19 protein-coding genes and 1 pseudogene are annotated in these 17,675 nt (G+C 70.4%); 11 read left to right on the forward strand and 9 right to left on the reverse strand.

Annotated features, from left to right (window positions below; all coding sequences use genetic code 11):
• Positions 1-254: 254 nt before the first annotated feature.
• On the forward strand, positions 255-1,265 hold the full coding sequence (gene pip, locus ACZOOI_RS38380; protein WP_465281441.1) for a prolyl aminopeptidase: 1,011 nt from the start codon (positions 255-257) through the stop codon (positions 1,263-1,265).
• Between the two features lie 293 nt (positions 1,266-1,558).
• Here the strand turns inward: pip and ACZOOI_RS38385 are convergent, their stop codons facing one another.
• Positions 1,559-2,401 (reverse strand): aminoglycoside phosphotransferase, encoded by an 843-nt coding sequence (locus tag ACZOOI_RS38385; RefSeq protein ID WP_465281442.1) that lies wholly within the window; start codon positions 2,399-2,401, stop codon positions 1,559-1,561.
• A 399-nt stretch (positions 2,402-2,800) separates the two neighbouring features.
• On the opposite strand from ACZOOI_RS38385, the gene ACZOOI_RS38390 reads away from it, so the two are divergent.
• Together ACZOOI_RS38390 and ACZOOI_RS38395 are read left to right on the forward strand one after the other, a co-directional pair.
• Positions 2,801-3,289, forward strand: a complete 489-nt coding sequence (locus tag ACZOOI_RS38390) for a GNAT family N-acetyltransferase (RefSeq protein ID WP_465284131.1) — start codon at positions 2,801-2,803, stop codon at positions 3,287-3,289.
• Between the two features lie 308 nt (positions 3,290-3,597).
• Positions 3,598-4,431, forward strand: coding sequence for a hypothetical protein (locus ACZOOI_RS38395; protein WP_465281443.1), 834 nt, complete (start codon positions 3,598-3,600; stop codon positions 4,429-4,431).
• Positions 4,432-4,755: 324 nt separating this feature from the next.
• Here the strand turns inward: ACZOOI_RS38395 and ACZOOI_RS38400 are convergent, their stop codons facing one another.
• Together ACZOOI_RS38400 and ACZOOI_RS38405 are read right to left on the reverse strand one after the other, a co-directional pair.
• Positions 4,756-5,310 carry a hypothetical protein gene (locus ACZOOI_RS38400; protein ID WP_465281444.1) on the reverse strand — a complete coding sequence of 185 codons (555 nt, stop codon included), beginning with the start codon at positions 5,308-5,310 and terminating at the stop codon, positions 4,756-4,758.
• Positions 5,311-5,350: 40 nt separating this feature from the next.
• Positions 5,351-5,591, reverse strand: a pseudogene (locus ACZOOI_RS38405) (hypothetical protein); the annotation flags it as partial.
• Between the two features lie 153 nt (positions 5,592-5,744).
• On the opposite strand from ACZOOI_RS38405, the gene ACZOOI_RS38410 reads away from it, so the two are divergent.
• Positions 5,745-6,680, forward strand: a complete 936-nt coding sequence (locus tag ACZOOI_RS38410; RefSeq protein ID WP_465281445.1) for a hypothetical protein — start codon at positions 5,745-5,747, stop codon at positions 6,678-6,680.
• Between the two features lie 106 nt (positions 6,681-6,786).
• On the opposite strand, the gene ACZOOI_RS38415 is transcribed toward ACZOOI_RS38410, so the two are convergent.
• The 3 genes from ACZOOI_RS38415 to ACZOOI_RS38425 are packed head-to-tail and all read right to left on the reverse strand — an operon-like array spanning position 6,787 to position 8,354.
• Positions 6,787-7,530 carry a methyltransferase domain-containing protein gene (locus ACZOOI_RS38415; protein ID WP_465281446.1) on the reverse strand — a complete coding sequence of 248 codons (744 nt, stop codon included), beginning with the start codon at positions 7,528-7,530 and terminating at the stop codon, positions 6,787-6,789.
• Positions 7,527-7,886 (reverse strand): ArsR/SmtB family transcription factor, encoded by a 360-nt coding sequence (locus ACZOOI_RS38420; RefSeq protein WP_465281447.1) that lies wholly within the window; start codon positions 7,884-7,886, stop codon positions 7,527-7,529. The genes ACZOOI_RS38415 and ACZOOI_RS38420 overlap by 4 nt, the downstream gene beginning before the upstream one ends.
• A gap of 60 nt (positions 7,887-7,946) precedes the next feature.
• The gene (locus ACZOOI_RS38425; protein WP_465281448.1) at positions 7,947-8,354 is read right to left on the reverse strand and encodes an arsenate reductase ArsC; all 408 of its coding nucleotides are present in this window, start codon (positions 8,352-8,354) and stop codon (positions 7,947-7,949) included.
• Positions 8,355-8,476: 122 nt separating this feature from the next.
• Here ACZOOI_RS38425 and ACZOOI_RS38430 point away from each other — a divergent pair, with 122 nt between their 5' ends.
• On the forward strand, positions 8,477-8,788 hold the full coding sequence (locus ACZOOI_RS38430) for an ArsR/SmtB family transcription factor (protein WP_465281449.1): 312 nt from the start codon (positions 8,477-8,479) through the stop codon (positions 8,786-8,788).
• 46 nt (positions 8,789-8,834) lie between these two features.
• Positions 8,835-9,938 (forward strand): ACR3 family arsenite efflux transporter, encoded by a 1,104-nt coding sequence (gene arsB / locus ACZOOI_RS38435; RefSeq protein WP_465281450.1) that lies wholly within the window; start codon positions 8,835-8,837, stop codon positions 9,936-9,938.
• A gap of 139 nt (positions 9,939-10,077) precedes the next feature.
• Here arsB and ACZOOI_RS38440 read toward each other — a convergent pair whose 3' ends face one another.
• Positions 10,078-10,434 carry an ArsR/SmtB family transcription factor gene (locus ACZOOI_RS38440; protein ID WP_465281451.1) on the reverse strand — a complete coding sequence of 119 codons (357 nt, stop codon included), beginning with the start codon at positions 10,432-10,434 and terminating at the stop codon, positions 10,078-10,080.
• 122 nt (positions 10,435-10,556) lie between these two features.
• Between ACZOOI_RS38440 and ACZOOI_RS38445 the strand changes: the two genes are divergently transcribed.
• Entirely contained in the window at positions 10,557-11,033 is a 477-nt protein-coding gene (locus ACZOOI_RS38445; protein WP_465281452.1) for an ArsI/CadI family heavy metal resistance metalloenzyme, read from the forward strand.
• A 245-nt stretch (positions 11,034-11,278) separates the two neighbouring features.
• On the forward strand, positions 11,279-12,061 hold the full coding sequence (locus ACZOOI_RS38450) for a DUF899 family protein (protein ID WP_465281453.1): 783 nt from the start codon (positions 11,279-11,281) through the stop codon (positions 12,059-12,061).
• Positions 12,062-12,371: 310 nt separating this feature from the next.
• Here the strand turns inward: ACZOOI_RS38450 and ACZOOI_RS38455 are convergent, their stop codons facing one another.
• Positions 12,372-13,346, reverse strand: coding sequence for an acetylxylan esterase (locus ACZOOI_RS38455; RefSeq protein ID WP_465281454.1), 975 nt, complete (start codon positions 13,344-13,346; stop codon positions 12,372-12,374).
• A 746-nt stretch (positions 13,347-14,092) separates the two neighbouring features.
• On the opposite strand from ACZOOI_RS38455, the gene ACZOOI_RS38460 reads away from it, so the two are divergent.
• From ACZOOI_RS38460 to ACZOOI_RS38470, 3 genes are all read left to right on the forward strand, one after another.
• Complete coding sequence (locus ACZOOI_RS38460; RefSeq protein WP_465281455.1) at positions 14,093-14,728, forward strand: GtrA domain-containing protein; 636 nt, start codon at positions 14,093-14,095, stop codon at positions 14,726-14,728.
• A 41-nt stretch (positions 14,729-14,769) separates the two neighbouring features.
• A complete protein-coding gene (locus ACZOOI_RS38465; RefSeq protein ID WP_465281456.1) occupies positions 14,770-15,525 on the forward strand; it encodes a class I SAM-dependent methyltransferase in 756 nt (251 codons plus the stop codon).
• A 274-nt stretch (positions 15,526-15,799) separates the two neighbouring features.
• Positions 15,800-16,375 (forward strand): GNAT family N-acetyltransferase, encoded by a 576-nt coding sequence (locus ACZOOI_RS38470; protein ID WP_465281457.1) that lies wholly within the window; start codon positions 15,800-15,802, stop codon positions 16,373-16,375.
• On the opposite strand, the gene ACZOOI_RS38475 is transcribed toward ACZOOI_RS38470, so the two are convergent.
• Positions 16,278-17,594 (reverse strand): MFS transporter, encoded by a 1,317-nt coding sequence (locus tag ACZOOI_RS38475; protein ID WP_465281458.1) that lies wholly within the window; start codon positions 17,592-17,594, stop codon positions 16,278-16,280. The genes ACZOOI_RS38470 and ACZOOI_RS38475 overlap by 98 nt on opposite strands.
• Positions 17,595-17,675: the final 81 nt, after the last annotated feature.

A 17,675-nucleotide genomic window follows, 5' to 3' on the forward strand; every position in this document is an offset into this window, starting at 1 on the left:
TGGCCGGCGCACCGCACGGCGCGCGGCGGGCCCCGGCGCCGCCGCGTCGAATGCCGTTCTCGTGGACCACGCTACGAGCCATAGCGGCAACGTTCCGACCTCAATTGCCGCCATCGGTGACCCGATCGTCGGCGATGGGGGGTCGGCCATGGCGGAACGCGACACCCGGCGACGTCACCGCGATCATGGCTGGACGACCGAGGGCCGTTGCACCCGCCCAACTCACCCGATGCCTCTCCCCAAAGGACCTGCCGATGACCTCCCCCTCCTCCTCCCCATCCTCACCGCCCCCGCGTCCGCCACTTCCTCCACACCCTGCACATCCCCCCATCGAGCCGTACGCCCACGGGATGCTCGACGTCGGCGACGGCAATCACGTGTACTGGGAGACCTGCGGCAATCCGGCCGGCAAACCCGCCCTGGTCGTGCACGGCGGACCGGGATCCGGCTGCTCGACGGGAGTGCGGCAACTGTTCGATCCGCAGCGCTATCGCCTCGTGCTCTTCGACCAGCGGGGCTGCGGTCGCAGCACCCCACACGCAAGCGACCCCACCACGGACATGCGCTTCAACACCACCGACCACCTGCTCGCCGACATGGAGCAACTACGCGAACACCTGGGACTGGAGAGGTGGCTGCTGTACGGCGGGTCCTGGGGCTCGACACTGATCCTGGCGTACGCACAGCGCCATCCCGAACGCGTGTCGGAGATCGTCATCCCGGCCGTCACCACCACCCGCCGCTCCGAAATCGACTGGCTGTACCGCGGCGTCGGCCGCTTCCTGCCCGCCGAATGGGAACGCTTCCGCGACGGTGTCCCACCCTCCGACCGCGACGACCTCGTCGCGGCCTATGCCCGCCTGGTGGAAGACCCGGATCCGGCGATCCGCGAACGCGCCACCAACGCCTGGTGCACCTGGGAGGACGCGGTGGTCGGCACCGAACCGAACGGCCGCCCCGACGCCTACTCCGGCCGCCCCCCGGCCGCCCGCATCGCCCTGGTCCGCATCGTCACGCACTACTTCGCCCACGGCGCCTGGCTCCCGGAAGGCATCCTCCTCGCCAACGCCGACCGCCTCGCCGACATCCCCGGCGCCCTCATCCACGGCCGCCTGGACCTCGGCAGCCCACTCGACACGGCCTGGCACCTGTCCAAAGCCTGGCCCAAAGCCACCCTGACGGTGATCCCCGACGCCGGCCACCTCGGCAGTTCCACCATGCGATCCCAAATCCACTCCACCCTCACCCACTTCGCCACCCACTGACCCGACTCCGACATTCATCCCACCCCCCACGTCGAACACCAACCCCGGTGCGATCCGGAGCGGGGGCGGGTTGATGTGGGCGGACCGGGTTCGGGAATCACCCTGGGCTTCCCGAGGGTGACGGCGAGGTGTTGCCGGGCGTGGATTGCGAAGGCGCTGGGCGGGAGGCGTGTGCGTACCACCGCGCCTGCGCTTGTCGTCGTGGCTTGCGAGGGGATCGCTCGTTCGACGACGGGGGTTCATGGCGCGCGGTCGCTGGTGTTCGAAGGTTGCGGGTTCGCGTCGTGGCGGTGTCACGCCCACAGCTCCGCCCATGCGTGGGCGGCGTGGGCGACTTCGGGTGCGCCCCAGACGCCGTCCGTCGCGTACTCCGCCCAGCGCCTTGCCTCGGCCCGGGTGAACATGCGTACGGCGTCCGGGGTTGCCGTACGCCAGCCGGGGGTTCGGGACACCCAGGACCGTGCTTGTTCGGGAGTGTGGCCGCCGGCGGAGATGAGCCGTAGGCCCCACAGGGCCGGGTCGATCCAGGCCGGGCCGAGGGCGGGCCAAGCCCAGTCGACCAGGCGGGCGCGGACGCCGTCGACCAGGACGTTGCAGGCCGCGGGGTCGGTGTGCAGCAGGCACGTTCCGGCGAGGAGCGGTTCCTGTGCCGGATCGCACCAGTAGCCCCAGCGATCCCAGGCGCTGGGCAACCGCAGCCCCGGCGCCGGACATTCGATCAACTCCGCGAGCGCGACCACCACCAGGGGCAGGTCCGGCGATCCGGGCGTGTAGTCGGCGTGTCGACCCTCGATCCCCTCGAACGCCAGGAGATGCCACCCCGCTACCTCCAGCCGCCACAGTACGCGCGGAGCGCTCGCGGGCAGGAAGGCGTTCACCCGTTCCTCCTGGCCGAGTTCGTCGACCGGCCCCCAGGCCGAGCCCCACCAGCCGAGCTCCTCGCCGGAGACGCCACCGACGGGCACGGCGTCGCGCTCACGCTGGGCCTTGACGAACACGGTTCGCCCGTCGGGGAGGGTAAGCAGCGCCGAGGCACCGCAGTTCGCGCCGCCGACCGTATCCACCGCCGCCGGCTCCGCTCCGAGCCGTGCGCTCACCGCGTCGAGTGCCTCGACGGGAAGCCGATCCCATGCCACCCGGGCGATCGTCACGATGCCGCGGGCGGCGGATGCTCGGGAGGCGGATGCTCGGGCGGCGCCGGCGGGTTCTTGTCCGGCGACCTCGGCCCGGGCGGACGCCCCGGATTGTCCGGAGTCGACGGCCCACGCGGAGACGTACGCCCCTCTCGCATCATGCCCGCAGCGTAAGCCGGGTCGCGGCCGTCTTGCCGTTCAGTTTCCAGCCCCTGCGGTACGCCGCGGTGAGACCAGCGCCTGCCCGTGGTCGCCGACGAACGGGAATTGCTCCACGGCGGGCGCGCGGGCCTGCCCGCCCGCCGGCCGGGGGCCTTTGCGGGCGGCGGGCGGTTTTTGGAGGCTGCGGATGATGCCGGAAACGGGTTGGCAGGGTGGTTGGTGGCTCGGCATGCTGGGGCGATGTTGCTCAGGGAATTCACGGAGGGTGATTGGGCGGGAATTTGGCCGTTCTTTCACGAGATTGTTGCCGCAGGCGAGACGTTTACGTATCCGCTCGATTTGGGGGCGGAGGAAGCTCGTGGGTGGTGGTGCCTGTCGGCACCTTCGCGGACCGTGGTTGCGGTGGACGAGGGTGGGGCGGTTCTCGGTACGGCGAAGATGAATCGCAATCACATGGGCAACGGCTCGCATATCGCGAGTGCGAGTTACATGGTCGATCCTGCTCGCTCGGGTCAGGGGGTCGGGCGGGCGCTGTGCGAGTACTCGATCGAGTGGGCTCGTTCACAGGGGTATCGGGCGATGCAGTTCAATGCGGTGGTCGAGACGAACGTGTATGCCGTGCGGCTGTATCGCGACCTCGGGTTCGAGGTGATCGGTACGTTGCCGGAGGGCTTCAAGCATCCGAAGCATGGTTATGTCGGGCTGCACATCATGCATCTCGCGCTTTGATCGCGATATGGGCCCATGGTCAGACGTTGTTGTTGGCTTCGCCGGCGACAGCGGAACTGGAGCTGCGAGACGGCTTGTTCGGGGTGCGGCGCGGCCGTTGACCGGAATGGCACCCGAGATGCGACCCGGCGGGGGAGCACGGGTGCTGTGACCGGAAGCCTTCACGGGATCGCGGCGCCCGGCACCGGCTGGGGGCCGGCCCTTGCCGCGGCGGTGGGAACCGGAATTCTTCGGGGTGCGTCGGAGTGCCGAGCGGGCCCGAACACCGTCGGGTCGACGCCGACACGGATCCACCCGGGAGCGATGAATTGCGTACACGGCAGTACAGCCTTGGCCTCACGGTACTGGTCGGAATTCTGCTCGCGGCCGGGTGCGGGAACGATTCGACCTCGACCTCGAAGGCGGCCGTCGGCACCCCGTCGGCCGTCGGCCCTACCGGTGCCCCCACCGTTGCCCCCACCGTTGCCCCGGTCGGTGATCCCGGCGAGGACAACACGAAGCTCGACGACACGGCGCTGAAGGCGAAGATCCAGGCGGCGGGCACCGGGATCTCGACCGTGCGTGCCGTCGGGGACATCCGATCCTCGCACCGGGACACGCGTATTCGCTTCGACCTTCGTTACGACCACCGCGGGAAGAACTACGTCGGTTCCATGACCTACGGCGAACATCGGCTGGACCTGCGTCGGATCGGCCCGGACCTGTACCTCAAGGCCACCGGGAACTACTGGACGGCCTCCGGCAGAGTCACCGACCCGAATGCCGCAGCCCTGCTCCATGACAAGTACGTCCGGATCAAGGTGAACAACTCGCGTTTCGAGGACGTCACCGAGACCGCGGAGTACGGCAACGTCGCGACGGTCGTCTCGGACTGGAACTCCGACACGCAACGACGCTCGGAGGAGTCCCTCGGTGGTACGCGAACGATCGTCGTGGCCGTCCCCAACGGCGACGACGGCACCGAATCGCGGTTGTACGTGCCCGCCACGGGCAATCCGGTCCCCGTCCGGCTGACGGATCCCGAGTACGGCACCATCAACTGGTCCGACCTCGGCAAACCGGTCGACGTCACCGCGCCGCCCGCGGCAGACACCGTCGAGCTGCCGCCACTGGCCGGCGAAACCGGGCCCCGCACAGACTGATCCGCCTGCTCGCGCCCCACATTCGTGCCGGGCGCCGGGCGCCGGACGCCGGCCGGCGGTGCGCGGGTCGATGGGGTGTGGTGCGAAGCATCGTCCAATGGTTGTCCCGCAAAGTGATCTTCGACTCGATGCGGAGGCGGATGCGGTCGGCCGCTGCGCGAACTCGTCGGCTATCCGGCGAGGCCGAGCTTGCGCAGGCGCGCGCCGGGCAACGGCCGGCCGACCCCGAACCACCTGCGCAAGTGCGGCATCGGTGCGGTGATCCCGGTCCCGGCGGACCAGTGGGTGAGGCAGTCGGCGCGCCGGCCGATCCCGCTTACCGACTCATCGCGTTCTAAACTTGCGGCTTCCGGCTCGGTTCTTCGCGATGTTTCGAATCTTCCTTCTGCTGCCGGACTCGGCGAGCAGGGCGAGGACCGCCGGCGACGTCGACTTCTCGGCGAGGAGGCGCTGCATCCAGTCCGCGACCTGCGCCAACTCGACCGATGTCGGCACGTGACCGTCCTCGATGGACAGATGGAACAGCCAGTCGTGGACGCGGCGGCGGATGAACTCGCGGTAGTCCTGCGTCTTGAGCCGGACGATCTCTGGAAGTATTTCGGCCGACCACTGTCGGAACTCGGCAGGACCGGTCGCTCTCATCGCGATCCTGTCCACGAGGTCGACCACCGCCGACTTGGACACCATCTCCATGGGGTCGCGCAGGATCGTGGCCACGATCGCGCGGTCTCGGTCGCGGCTCGGCGAGGAAGCGGTCACCACGACGACGCGTCGGTACGCGGACGATCGCACGTGCTCGTCCGCGACGGCATCGTCGACGTCCACGTCGATGATGCCGACCCCCGCCAGCAACTCGGCCACATCGGAATGCAACGTCATCGCGTCATCCCTTCTCGCAGGGCCGGCTTCCACATCGCGGGCATCCCCGTGGATCCTGCTCCGGGGCCACCGCTGCGAAGGTCTCCAATGGCCGTGTTCGCAGCGCCACTTGGTGGACCGCGGCCGGGTCGAGTCCGTAACGCGCCGCCCATGTCTCCCAGATATGGCGCTGGTTGGCCACCGCGTCGGTCAACGTCCCGTCCAACATCAAAGAGGACATACTTCGCGGAACCCCGCTGCGCAAGTTCGCTGACCCCGCCGAGATCATGCCGGCAGCCCAGCGGGCCGGCCGTTGCAGGACAGCCCTTGATGGGCTGTGACCCGATCGGTTCGTGGTGTCGGTGTGTCGTGCGTCCCGTCGGCAGGAGCCTCTTACGGCGCTAGGCTCCTCCGGGTTGCACCGCCGGGGTGCCGAGGGTCAAGCGGGGGCATGCATGGCGACAGCCATCGTGGTGCGGAAGGTATGGCGTCCGGCCTTTGCCGATGTCCGGGGCAGCCGGCGACGTGCTCTGTGGTGGAGTGTCGGGCCGAGCGGCGAACTCGCGGTCCTGCTGGTCCATCGACGGCACCTGCAGCGGAGTCGCTACGTCAAGGGCTGGGTGGGTTGGACCCCGTCCATGCCGTTCGACGGCATGTTGGTGATACGCAGCGCGGACGGGAGCGTTCGGCGTCGGCGTCTCGAGGACCTCCAGGTCCGCCCCAGTCACATCGCCCTGTTGCCAGGCTCTCGGATTCTGCTGGTCGGCGGTCGCGCGAGCCACGACGGACAGGGCGTCTGGGCGCCGAGCGCGACGGTGTACTCACCTGATGGAGAGCCGGAGCGCGAGTTCTGTATCGGCGACGACATCCCCGTGCTGACGACCGACGCCCGTGGGGCGATCTGGACGGCCTACGGCGACGAAGGCATCTACGGAGGACACCCCGAATCGGCAGCCGGGCTCGCCGGCTGGAATCCCGACGGCCTGGCAACTTGGGCGCCGGAAGGCCGACTTCCCGACACCCCGCTCGAAGGCTGCGCGGCCGCGACCGAACGGGACCATGTGTGGTTGGCCTGGTACTCCGGCACCCGACACGGTGGCACGTTCCTCACCCGGATCACCCCAGCCACCGGAGTCGTGACCAGTTGGCCCAGCCCGGTGACCGCACCGGACGGGCTCGCCGTTCACGGCAACCGCATGCTGCTGACCAAACGTGACCACAACCGGCGTTCCACACACGTCACCCGCGCCGAACTGACCGGAACCGCATGGGAGACCGTCGAAGTGCGCAGGATCCGAACGCCCGGTCGCGTTGTCCTGGGGTGTGGTCAGGGGCGGGACGGTGTGCTGTGGCTTCGCGCCGGTGATACCTGGCTGCACCTCCACGCCTGACCGGCGAGGTCGTCGCACTGCCGTGTCATCGCCTTCGGCCGGCGCAGCCCCGCAGGTCGCCGTGCCGCATTGGGGATCCGGTGCGGGTGCGGGTGCGGGGTCGGGCTCAGGTCGGGTGGGGGTGGGGGCGGTGGGCCTGGATGATTGCGGCGTGGATGCCCGGGGCGGCCTCGTGGGTGGGGGTGACGGTGATGCCGTCCAGGCCGGCTGCGCGGAGCATCGCGGTGTAGGTGGTCGCGGTGATGGCGCCGGCGAGGCAGCCGGTCGGGTCGGCCGGGTTCGAGCGGGCGTCGGGTTCGGTGTCGGCGATCAGGTCGCTGACGCCGAGTCGGCCGCCGGGCCGCAGGACGCGGGTGATCTCGGCGAACACCCTCGGTTTGTCGGGTGACAGGGTGATGACGCAGTTGGAGACGACGACGTCCACGGACGCGTCGGGCAGGGGGATGTCCTCGATGCGGCCGCGCAGGAACTCGACGTTGTCGGCGCCTGCTTCGGCCGCGTGGCGGCGGGCGAGATCGAGCATTTCGTCGGTCATGTCCAGGCCGATGGCGCGGCCGGTGGGGCCGACCCGGCGGGCGGAGAGCAGGACGTCCAGGCCCGCGCCGGAGCCCAGGTCCAGGACGGTCTCGCCCTCGTGCAGATCGGCGACGGCGAGCGGATTGCCGCAGCCCAGGCTCGCGGCGGCGGCGCCCGCGGGTACGTGCGTGGTGTCGTCGTAGAGGGCGGGGCCGAAGCGGTCGGTGTCGCACGGGTCGGTGAGGTGCTCGCCGGCGGCGGCTCGGCGGGCGGCGGCAGCGTAGCGATCGTGGATGGCGTCCGGGGAGAGGTCGGCCGGGATGCTGTCGCTCATGGTGTTTCCTCGCACGGTGTGGCGGCCGGGTCCGGGACGGGGTGGCCCATGACGGCGTCGGCGGCGGTGGGGAAGCAGGACAGACACGCGGCATTGACCCGGTAGTACACGGATGTGCCGCGTTTGTCGGTGAGGACGAACCGCACCTCGGCGAGCTGCTTGAGGTGATGCGAGACGGTGGACTGGCCGACCTCGGAGCGTTCGACGATCTCGCCGACGCTCATCGGTCGGCGCTCGACGGCCAGGAGGTTGAGCAGGCGCACCCGGGTGGGGTCGGCGAGTGCCTTGAACCAGGTCGCGTAGGTCGTCGCGGTGTCGGCATCAAGGGTCCGGGGGCGCGGCGCGGTTTCATTCATCGTCAATCGACGATAGTCGATGAATGCGGGTTGCGGAAGGGCCGCGCCGCCCCGGGGTGGTCAGCGGGTGGGCAGGAGTTCGTCGACGAGTGCGCGGACGCGGCGTTCGATCTCGTCGCGGATCGGGCGTACGGCCTCGACGCCCCGGCCGGCGGGGTCGTCGAGGGCCCAGTCGAGGTATCGCTTGCCGGGGAAGACCGGGCAGGTATCGCCGCAGCCCATGGTGATCACCACGTCGGACGCCCGCACCGCGTCGGGGGTCAGGATCTTCGGCGTCGCGGCGGAGATGTCGATGCCGACCTCGTTCATGGCCTCGACGGCGGCCGGGTTGACCCGCTCGCCGGGGATCGAGCCGGCGGAACGGACCTCGACGCGGCCGGCCCCGAGGTGTTCGAGAAAGCCGGCGGCCATCTGGGAGCGGCCGGCGTTGTGGACACAGACGAACAACACGGACGGCTTCTCGACCACGGGGAGGTCCTTCCGGGGACGTGCCGACGACGCGTGGCGCGGCCGGCGGGGAGCGGCGGAACGGCAGGGGGCGGCGGGGGCGGGGTTCGCTTCCGCACCCGGCGCCGGTAACGTATCAGCCCATGATGATGTCAGTCGATGCTGATGTGTTGAGAGTGTTGGCGGACCCGCTGCGGCTACGGATCGTGAGGCTGCTGGCGGGCGAGTCGCTGTGCGTGTGCCACCTGATCGAGGAGACCGGCGCCAAACAGACGAATCTGTCCAACCACCTCAAGGTCCTGCGCGAGGCGGGCCTGGTCGACACCGAGCCGTGCGGGCGGTTCGTCTACTACCGGCTCAGGCCCGAGGGCATCGGTGCCGTCGCCGCCGCCCTGGGCGAACTCGCGGACACCGCACGCGACACCGTCGCCAACGCCCGGAAGAGGCCCTGCTGATGACCGCCACCGACAACCGGCCGCACGCGCCGTACGGGCCCGTCCGATGACCGCCACCGACCACCGATCGGGCACGCCCGACGGGTCCGTCGCGGTCGCCGGCAAGCTCTCCACCCTCGACCGGTACCTGCCCGTGTGGATCGGCCTGGCGATGGCGATCGGCATCGGCCTGGGCAAGGCCGTCCCCGGCATGGACGACGTGCTGGCCGAGGTCGAGGTCGGCGGGATCTCGCTGCCGATCGCCCTGGGGCTGCTGCTGATGATGTACCCGGTCCTGGCGAAGGTGCGTTACGACCGGCTCGACACCGTCACCGGCGACCGCAAGCTCATGGCGTCGTCGCTGGTGGTGAACTGGATCGTCGGCCCGGCGGTCATGTTCGCCCTGGCCTGGATCTTCCTGGCCGACCTGCCCGAGTACCGCACCGGGTTGATCATCGTCGGCCTCGCGCGATGCATCGCCATGGTGATCATCTGGAACGACCTCGCGTGCGGTGACCGCGAGGCCGCCGCAGTCCTGGTCGCGCTCAACTCGGTTTTCCAGGTCGTCATGTTCGGCGTCCTGGGCTGGTTCTACCTCGAAGTGCTTCCCGGCCGGCTCGGACTCGGCGACGGCGAACACCTGGACGTGTCGTTCCGAAAAATCGCCCTCAACGTGATCGTCTTCCTCGGCATCCCGCTCCTGGCCGGGTTCCTGACCCGTCGTCAGGGCGAGCGGGCGAAGGGCCGCGACTGGTACGAGAACAGGTTCCTCCCGAGGATCGGACCGGTCGCCCTGTACGGGCTGCTGTTCACGATCGTGGTCCTGTTCGCCCTCCAGGGCGACACCATCACCGACGAGCCCGGGGACGTCGCGCGGATCGCGCTGCCCCTGCTCGTGTACTTCGCCGTGATGTGGTTCGGCTCGTACGCCATCGGGCGCGGCATCGGCCTCCCGTACGACCGCACCGCGACGCTGGCGTTCACCGCGGCGGGCAACAACTTCGAGCTGGCCATCGCGGTGGCCATCGGCACCTTCGGCGTCACGTCCGGACAGGCCCTGGCCGGCGTGGTGGGGCCGCTGATCGAGGTGCCCGTCCTGGTCGCGCTGGTCTACGTCTCCCTGGCGCTGGGGCGCCGCGCGCAGCGGGACCAGGCACCGGCGGCCGGGTGACCGGCCGGTCGCAACGGCCGGTCGTACCGCAACTGCGGCCGGTTGCAACGGCTGGTCGCACCGCAACTGCCGCCGGCCGTAACGTCCGGCCGGCCGCACCCGCAGTCGCACGCAACGGCCGGTCGCACGCGCCCGCCGGTCAGACGTCCGCGGCCAGCAGCGCGGACAGTGCGGACGTGGTCCCGGCGACGGGCCGGTAGTACACCCACGTCCCGCGCCGCTCGCCGGTGATCAGCCCGGCCTCGCGCAGCTTCTTCAGATGGTGGCTGACCGTGGGCTGGGAGACCCCGACGTCGAGGATGTCGCACACGCACACCTCGTCCCCGCCGCGTGAGGCGATCATCGAGAACAGCCGCAGTCGGACCGGGTCGCCCAGTGCCTTGAACATCGCCGCGTACCGCTCGGCCGCCGGTGCGGCCAGCGGCTCGCGCGCCACCGGAGGGCAGCACGGCGCCGCGCTTGGTCCGACCGTCTCGACCGCCATCTGATTCGACATACGTCGATATTGACAGATGTCGATCCAGGAGCCAAGCTCTTCTGTATCGACAACCGTCGAAGCAGGGATGCGGCCCTTCGCCGCGCATCCCCGTGACCGGCCCCAAGCCCGGAGGAATCACCATGTCCCGCGCCCAACTCGCCCTGCGCGTCGGCGACCTCGACGCCTCGATCGCCTTCTACACCAAGCTCTTCGGTACCGCGCCCGCCAAGCTCCGCGAGGGCTATGCCAACTTCGCCATCGCCACCCCGCCCCTCAAGCTCGTCCTCATCCAGGGCGAAGCCGGTCAGGACACCGTCATGGACCACCTCGGCGTCGAGGTCGAGACCACCGACGAGGTCGACGCCGCCACCGCCCGGCTGAGCGAGTCCGGTCTGATCACCCTGGAGGAGAACGACACCTCCTGCTGCTACGCCGTGCAGGACAAGGTGTGGGTGCACGGCCCCGGGAACGAGCCGTGGGAGGTCTACGTCGTCAAGGGCGACGCCGACACCCTGACCAAGGACACCGACAGTGCCTGCTGCCTCCCCGCCGGCACCGATTCCGGCGTGCCCGTCGCCGCGGGCGCCGGCGAATCGGCGGGCGGCTGCTGCGGCTGAACCGCCGCGCCGGAGGGCCCCGATCGGGATCCCGACCCGACCGGGGCACCGTGCCCGCTTGCCGTCGGCGCGTCGAGTGCGCCGCCATCCTCGGCATCGAAAGCGCCTCTGTGCACCCGTCGGCCCGAGGCCGATGAGTTTCGGCCGGGTGGGGAGTCTGTTCCGGTGACCGTTGCAGGACGTCGACCGAGCGGCTGTAGGACGTCGGACGGCGCCACCCGGCACGAGACACCACGGAGGACACCATGACGAACACGCCGAGTGACCCGGCCGCCGCGCTGCCCGGCCGCCCGCCCGTCGTCGATCCGGCCACCTGGCAGGCCGCCCGTGACGAGCTGCTGGTCCGGGAGAAGGCCCACACCCGCGAAGGCGACGCCCTGGCCGCGGCCCGGCGCCGGCTGCCGATGGTGGAGTTCGACGGGACGGTCGAGGTGGTCGGGCCCGACGGCCCGGTCCCGTTCCTGGACCTGTTCCAGGGCCGCGACGAACTCGTGGTCTACAAGCACATGTGGTACGACGGCGCGCCGCACCAGGGGCAGTGCGAGGGCTGCACCACCGTGGCCTGGCAACTGAAGGACGCCGTCTACCTCAACGCCCGCGGCGTTTCGTTCGCCATCCTGACCACGGGCCGTTGGGACGAGGTGGCCTCCTATGTCGAGTTCATGGGCTACACCCAGCCCTGGTATTCGGTGCGCGAGGTGGAGGGGCCGGTCGGCGGCCCCATGGGTTTCGTCACCGCTTTCCTGCGCGACGGCGACCGTGCCTTCCTCACCTACTCCACGACGAGCCGTGGCAACGAGCCGGTCACCGGGTCCTTCGGCCTGCTCGACATGACGCCCTACGGCCGCGGCGAGGCGTGGGAGGACAACCCGGAGGGCCGGCCCGAGGGGCACAGCCCGTGTTGGTACTGGCGTTCGGACCACGACGGGAACGCCACCTGGGGCCCGACCAGCCGCCCCGTGCCGCAGTGGACCCGCCCCGACGCGACCCCGGTGGAGACCCTCGGCCGACACGGGCCCCACCACTGACGCCATGATTCGGACGGCCGCCACCCGGCGGTTCGGCAAACCCCTTACCCGCCGACCTGCCTACTCGCTTACCCGCCCACTCGCCGACCCGCCCCCGCCCACTCGCCGACCCGCCCCCGCCCACTCGGCGACCCGGTTCGCGGACGCGCTCCGACGTTGTGCGGGGTCGGGATGCCGTTGGCCTTGGGGGTGGTTCGCTGGTTGCTTCCCGGTTCGGGCTCCGGTTGCAAGGCCGTGTGGCCGGGCCGGGCCGGTGGCGGGACGGGGGACGTGACGCGGCCCGGATTTCGATGGCGTGCCCGACTGGCGATCAGGCGTTGAAGGCGGTGTGGAGGTAGGTCAGACGTACCCCGTCCTGGAAGGCGCCGCCGCCTTCGTGGTCGTTGAAGGGGTAGACCTCGATCCGCTTGGCCGCCGGGTAGTGGTTGTAGGCGGTGAATACCGTGGACGGCGGGCAGGTGGTGTCCATCAGCGCCACGCTGAACAACGCCGGTGCGGTTGCGCGGGTGACGTGGTTGACCGCGTCGAAGTAGCCCAGTGTGCGGAACACTTGGTCGGTGTGGTCGCGGTGGGCCGCGAGGTAGCGGGCGAGTTCGCCGTACGGGCCGGTCGAGGCGATGTCGGCGCCCCGCCGAAAGTGGCACAGGAACGGGACTTCGGCCACCACCGCGGTCAGGTCGGGGACCAGGCCGGATGCGGCGAGCGCGATGCCGCCGCCCTGACTCTCGCCGACCATCGCGATCCGGGTCGGATCGATGGCCGGGTGGTTGCGGGCCGTGGCGATGGCGCGTACCGCGTCCACGAACACCCGGCGGTAGTAGTACAGGTCCGGGTCGGTGATGCCACGGGTCATGAAACCCGGATGTGTGGAGCCGCTTCCCGCCGGGGCGTCGTCGCCGGTGTCGCCGCTGCGCCAAACCCCGCCCTGACCGCGTACATCCACCACGAGGTAGGCGAACCCGGCTGCTACGTAGAGGAGTTGCTCGTGAGGCAGACCGCGTCCGCCGCCGTAGCCCGGGAATTCGACAACGCACGGGAGCGGGCCGGTTCGACGGGTGGGCAGCAGCAGCCAGGCGTGTACGCGCTGACCGGCGTATCCCGCGAAGGACACGTCGTACACGTCCACCTCGGTCAGCGGGCCGGACTCGGGTGTGAAGGTCGGGTCGAGGGGGTGCATGTCGGCCTCGGCGAGCGTGCGGGCCCAGAAGGCGTCGAAGTCGTCCGGTTGTGGTACTACCGGGCGAAAACCTTCCAGGTCGGTCAAGGGCAGGTCGCTCAAGGGCATGCCGGGTTCCTCATTCCTTGTTCCTCGTCGAGTGCGGCGGCCGGTACGCCGCCCGCCAATTCTCCGGGCGGCGGGATCGGGATGATCATGGGGGCTGCGCGGACCGTGCGCCGTGGCCGTGGCCGTGGCCGTGGGCGGTGCGGCCGTGGGGGTGGGCCGCGCGGGCAAGACCGTGCGGGGCGGGCCGGATCGCGCGGGCGGACACGCGGACAGGGGGCGTCGGCATCGATGCCGGCCCCCACCGCGACACCCCTTACTCGAACCCTGACATGCAACTCCCTGCACGGATCGCCGATCCCCGTCCCGAGGACGACGTGGATCTCCGCGTGGCGCTGCCCGTACGCACCGGCCGCCGACGTTGCCCCGAACGGTTCGGTAGGCCCTTGCAACGTACGGGCCGCACCCGTGGACCGGGCTGTTTACGGGGCTGGAGCGAACAGTCGGTCGCGCCGCGGGCGTTCCGAGGCGAGGAGGGACGACCGGTCGGTGGGTGCTGATCCCGGGGACGTAGGTGACTCTCGGGATAGGAGCGAGGGCGTACTTTTGTCACCCCCTCCGTGCGTCGTCGGGAGTAGTACCCCTAGGGGCGGGTCCTCCCCAAGCAGTAACACCAGTACCTACACACGACTGATTCCCTGCCCCTTCATCGCCCCTAGATTTAAGGAGCCGAAGACGAGGATCAGTCGAAGAAGACGACCGGGGGACCCATGAACGCCGCAGCCAAGTCGGAGACAGTAGCCGCGTTCATGCGTTTCGTTTTCTTCGGTGGTGGCACCGGACTGGCGTCGAGCGCGGTGCTCGTGGCCCTGTCCGGTCACATGTCCATCGTCGTCGCCAACGCCGTGGTGACCGTGGTCTTCACGCTGCTGGCCACCGAGTTGCACAGCCGGTTCACCTTCGGCGCGGGTCGGGCCCGCGGTCGGGTCCACCTGCAGTCGGCGCTCTCGGCGGGCGTCTCCTACCTGTTCACCACCGGCGCGATGCTGGCGCTGCACGCGCTGCAGCCCGCTCCGGAGGTGCTCAAGGAGCAGGCGGTCTACCTGACGGCCTCCGGTGCCGCGGGGATCGCCCGGTTCCTGTTCCTGCGGTTCGTGGTGACGCCCAAGGCGGTTGCGGCGACGGTCGTTCCGGCGGTCGTGAGTGCGGGCGTCGACACGCCGACCGTGGAGCCGACGGTCGTGGCCGGTACGGCTGCCGCCGCCGCTGCCGCGACCGAGGCGCCGATGTCGACTCCGATTCCGGCCGCGATGCCGATCCTGATGCCGATCCCGACTCCCGTGCTCGTGGCCGTGCCGACCTGGGTGTCCGCCGCCACCGTTGCGCTCCCGACGAGCGGGGAGCAGGCCGTGCTCACCCGCGCCTCGCTCGTCGCCACCGCGTAGGTCTCGAAGTTTTCCTGGAACGTTCGAACGGGAGTCCCGGTATGACCAGCGCCGCTGCCGACCACTACGAGCGGCTACTCGCCGAGAACTACACCTGGATGTTGGGCGGCGAACTGGCGCCGATCGTCGCCGAGCAGGCCGAGTTGCTCGCCGAACTGGGTATCGCGCCGACGGAGTCGTCCGCCGTCTCGGTGGACCTGGGGTGTGGGCCGGGCAATCAGAGTCTGGCGCTGGCGGGCCTGGGCTTCACCCGGGTCTTCGGGGTCGACACCAGTCGCATCCTGCTTGCCGAACTCGCCGAACACGCGGCCGGATTGCCGGCGATCGAGCCGGTTCACGAGGACATCCGCACCGTACTGCCCGGACTCACCGCACCGGGCGAGGTCGCAGCCGTCGTATGCATGGGCGACACCCTCACCCACCTGCCCTCGAAGGACGACGTGACAGCGCTGCTCGGCGACATCACGAAGGCCCTCGCGCCCGGCGGTCGGCTCGTCGTCACGTATCGGGATCTGACCGAAACCCTGCACGGAATAGACCGATTCATCCCGATCCGGAGCACCGACAACCGGGTGCTCACCTGCTTCCTGGAGTATCCGGACGACGACACCGTCCTCGTATACGACCTCCTGCACATCCACGACGGCACCGCTTGGACCCAGCACGTCGGCAGCTACTCCAAGCTCCGGATCGACCCGACCTGGCTCGCCGACCGCTGCCGCGCGGTCGGCCTGACCCTCGAACGCAACGAACCCGGACGGCGCGGCATGCAGGTGCTGGTGGCGCGCAAGGAGTGACGGACGAACGCCTGTTCGCCCCTGAGGGCCCGACACCTTGGTACGCCGTGCTCGGGCGCGCAGGGGGTTGCCCGGGCAGCCGGGCACCCGGGGCCGGGCAGCCGCGTCGTTGAGTGGTCGAGTGGGTCGAGTGGGCCGGTGCTCTGCGACCGAGTACCGGAGTACCGGGTCCGGGATCCCGGGTGCCGCCGCGCCGGAGCGTTGCGCAACGTCGGGATCCCGGGCCCGAAATTCGCATGCGGCACGGTGCTTCGCCGTGATAGCCCAGACCCCCATGGGAGACCTTGAAACCACACGGCTCGTGCTGCATCCGCTGACGGTCGCGGAGACGGAGCGGGTGGTGGCCGGTACGCCGGCCGACGACGCGCACTGGGCGTCGGGCTATCCGACAGCGGGCGACGTCGCCGGAGGTCGGCGGTTCCTCGACACGTGTGCGAGCAACGGTGATCCGGGCCCGTTCGGCAACTACGAGATCCGCCGCCGCGCCGACGGACGAGCGATCGGTGGGCTCGGCTTTCACGGAGCGCCCGATGCGAGCGGTACGGTCACCATCGGCTACGGCCTGATCCCGGCCGCCCGGGGCCACGGCTACGCGACCGAGGCCCTGCGCGAACTCCTGCGCTTCGCCCGGGAGGCGGGCGTCTCCCGGGTAATGGGCGACACCGCGCACGACAACATCGCCTCCCAACACGTGATGACGGCAGTCGGCATGCGGCTGACCAAAGAGGACGCCGACCTCAAGCACTACGCGATCAGCTGGCCGGAAGCGGAAGCGGAAGCGGAAGCGGAAACGGAAACGGAACCGGAAACAGAACCGAAAACAACGCGTCCCCTACTCCGGCCGCAGTAGACCGCGCATCGGTCTGTTGAGCAGGCCCGCGACGCCCGCGGCCCCGATCGCGGCGGCGCACAGAGTGGTTGCGGTCGTCGGGCCGGTGCCGTCGGCGAGTGCGCCCAGGGCGTTGTTGGCCAGGAGCAGTGCCGCGCTCTGGACGAGGGTGAGCAGTGCCTGCATCCGGGACAGATGGGTGTCGGGAACGCCGGTCAGGACCAAGGGGCCGATGTGGCAGGCTGAACATCCCGGAGCCGACGCCGACGACGATGCCCGCGATCGTCGCGACGACGACGGTCGGGGCGAAGGCGACTCCGGCGATCCCGACCGCGGCGACGCACAGCCCCGCGGCCGCGCCCACGCCGATGCGCTGCATGTGGCCCCGGCGGGTGATCAGCAGCGCCACCGCGATCATCCCCAGACTCTGGCCGCCGGCCACCAGCCCGGCGGCGCCCGCGTCCCACCCGTGGCGGCGCGTCAGCAGCGGGTTCAACAGGGACACCACGGGCAGCAGGAATCCGGCCGCGACGGCGGTCATCAGCAGTGCGGGGCGCAGGATCGGGTCGGCGAAGGCGAGCTTGACCCCGGCGACGGCTCCGGTCGTCAGGCGCTCGTCCCGGGGGGCGCGTTCGACGTCGAAGGCGGGCCGGATGCAGACCAGTACGACCAGGACGACCGCGAAGGTTGCCGCGTCGAGGAGGGCCGCACCGGCTGCTCCGGCGGAGGCGATGAGTACGGCCCCCAGCGGCGCGCCGAGCAGCGCGGCGATCTGACCACCGGCCTGGCGCATGGCCAAGGCCCGCGGGAGTTGCGCCGGGCCGACCAACCGGCGCGGCATCGAGCCGGTGGCCGGCAGATGGAACGCGTCGACCACACCGATCAGCGCGGCGATCGTGACGAGCAGCCAGACGGGCGTGCCGAACCGGTACGCCACGATCGCGAGTCCGAGCGTGACCACGAGCATCGCGGCGTCGCCGACGATCTGTACGCGGCGTGCGCCGAACCGGTCGCCGACCGCACCGCCGAGCAGCAGGAGCAGGGTGCGTGGCAGCGTCACGGCGGTGAGGACCAGTGCCGCGGTGCTGCCGCCGTGTGCGGTGGCGGCCCAGCCGAGGGCGAAGTACAGGGCGGCGTCGCCCAGGAGCGAGGCCTGGGTGCCGGCGAGCCAGACCAGGTACGTGCGGGGGAGCCGGGCCGGGCGGGTGGCCACGGGGTCGTCGATGCCGAGTGCTGCCATGGCGGTCGACCCTACGGGCCGCGGACGACATCGTGATCGTCGGCCGCGCGCCGTGCCGGCGACGGTCGCGGTGGTGGCCTC

This window comes from Embleya sp. L77 (genome assembly GCF_055557415.1).

Bases quoted from the DNA above. Each gene is read 5' to 3' on its own strand.
- pip (WP_465281441.1), top strand. From the start codon at position 255: ATGACCTCCCCCTCCTCCTCCCCATCCTCACCGCCCCCGCGTCCGCCA.
- ACZOOI_RS38390 (WP_465284131.1), top strand. From the start codon at position 2,801: ATGTTGCTCAGGGAATTCACGGAGGGTGATTGGGCGGGAATTTGGCCG.
- ACZOOI_RS38400 (WP_465281444.1), bottom strand. From the start codon at position 5,310: ATGACGTTGCATTCCGATGTGGCCGAGTTGCTGGCGGGGGTCGGCATC.
- ACZOOI_RS38410 (WP_465281445.1), top strand. From the start codon at position 5,745: ATGGCGACAGCCATCGTGGTGCGGAAGGTATGGCGTCCGGCCTTTGCC.
- ACZOOI_RS38415 (WP_465281446.1), bottom strand. From the start codon at position 7,530: ATGAGCGACAGCATCCCGGCCGACCTCTCCCCGGACGCCATCCACGAT.
- ACZOOI_RS38420 (WP_465281447.1), bottom strand. From the start codon at position 7,886: ATGAATGAAACCGCGCCGCGCCCCCGGACCCTTGATGCCGACACCGCG.
- ACZOOI_RS38430 (WP_465281449.1), top strand. From the start codon at position 8,477: ATGATGATGTCAGTCGATGCTGATGTGTTGAGAGTGTTGGCGGACCCG.
- arsB (WP_465281450.1), top strand. From the start codon at position 8,835: ATGACCGCCACCGACCACCGATCGGGCACGCCCGACGGGTCCGTCGCG.
- ACZOOI_RS38440 (WP_465281451.1), bottom strand. From the start codon at position 10,434: ATGTCGAATCAGATGGCGGTCGAGACGGTCGGACCAAGCGCGGCGCCG.
- ACZOOI_RS38445 (WP_465281452.1), top strand. From the start codon at position 10,557: ATGTCCCGCGCCCAACTCGCCCTGCGCGTCGGCGACCTCGACGCCTCG.
- ACZOOI_RS38450 (WP_465281453.1), top strand. From the start codon at position 11,279: ATGACGAACACGCCGAGTGACCCGGCCGCCGCGCTGCCCGGCCGCCCG.
- ACZOOI_RS38455 (WP_465281454.1), bottom strand. From the start codon at position 13,346: ATGCCCTTGAGCGACCTGCCCTTGACCGACCTGGAAGGTTTTCGCCCG.
- ACZOOI_RS38460 (WP_465281455.1), top strand. From the start codon at position 14,093: ATGCGTTTCGTTTTCTTCGGTGGTGGCACCGGACTGGCGTCGAGCGCG.
- ACZOOI_RS38465 (WP_465281456.1), top strand. From the start codon at position 14,770: ATGACCAGCGCCGCTGCCGACCACTACGAGCGGCTACTCGCCGAGAAC.
- ACZOOI_RS38470 (WP_465281457.1), top strand. From the start codon at position 15,800: ATGGGAGACCTTGAAACCACACGGCTCGTGCTGCATCCGCTGACGGTC.
- ACZOOI_RS38475 (WP_465281458.1), bottom strand. From the start codon at position 17,594: ATGGCAGCACTCGGCATCGACGACCCCGTGGCCACCCGCCCGGCCCGG.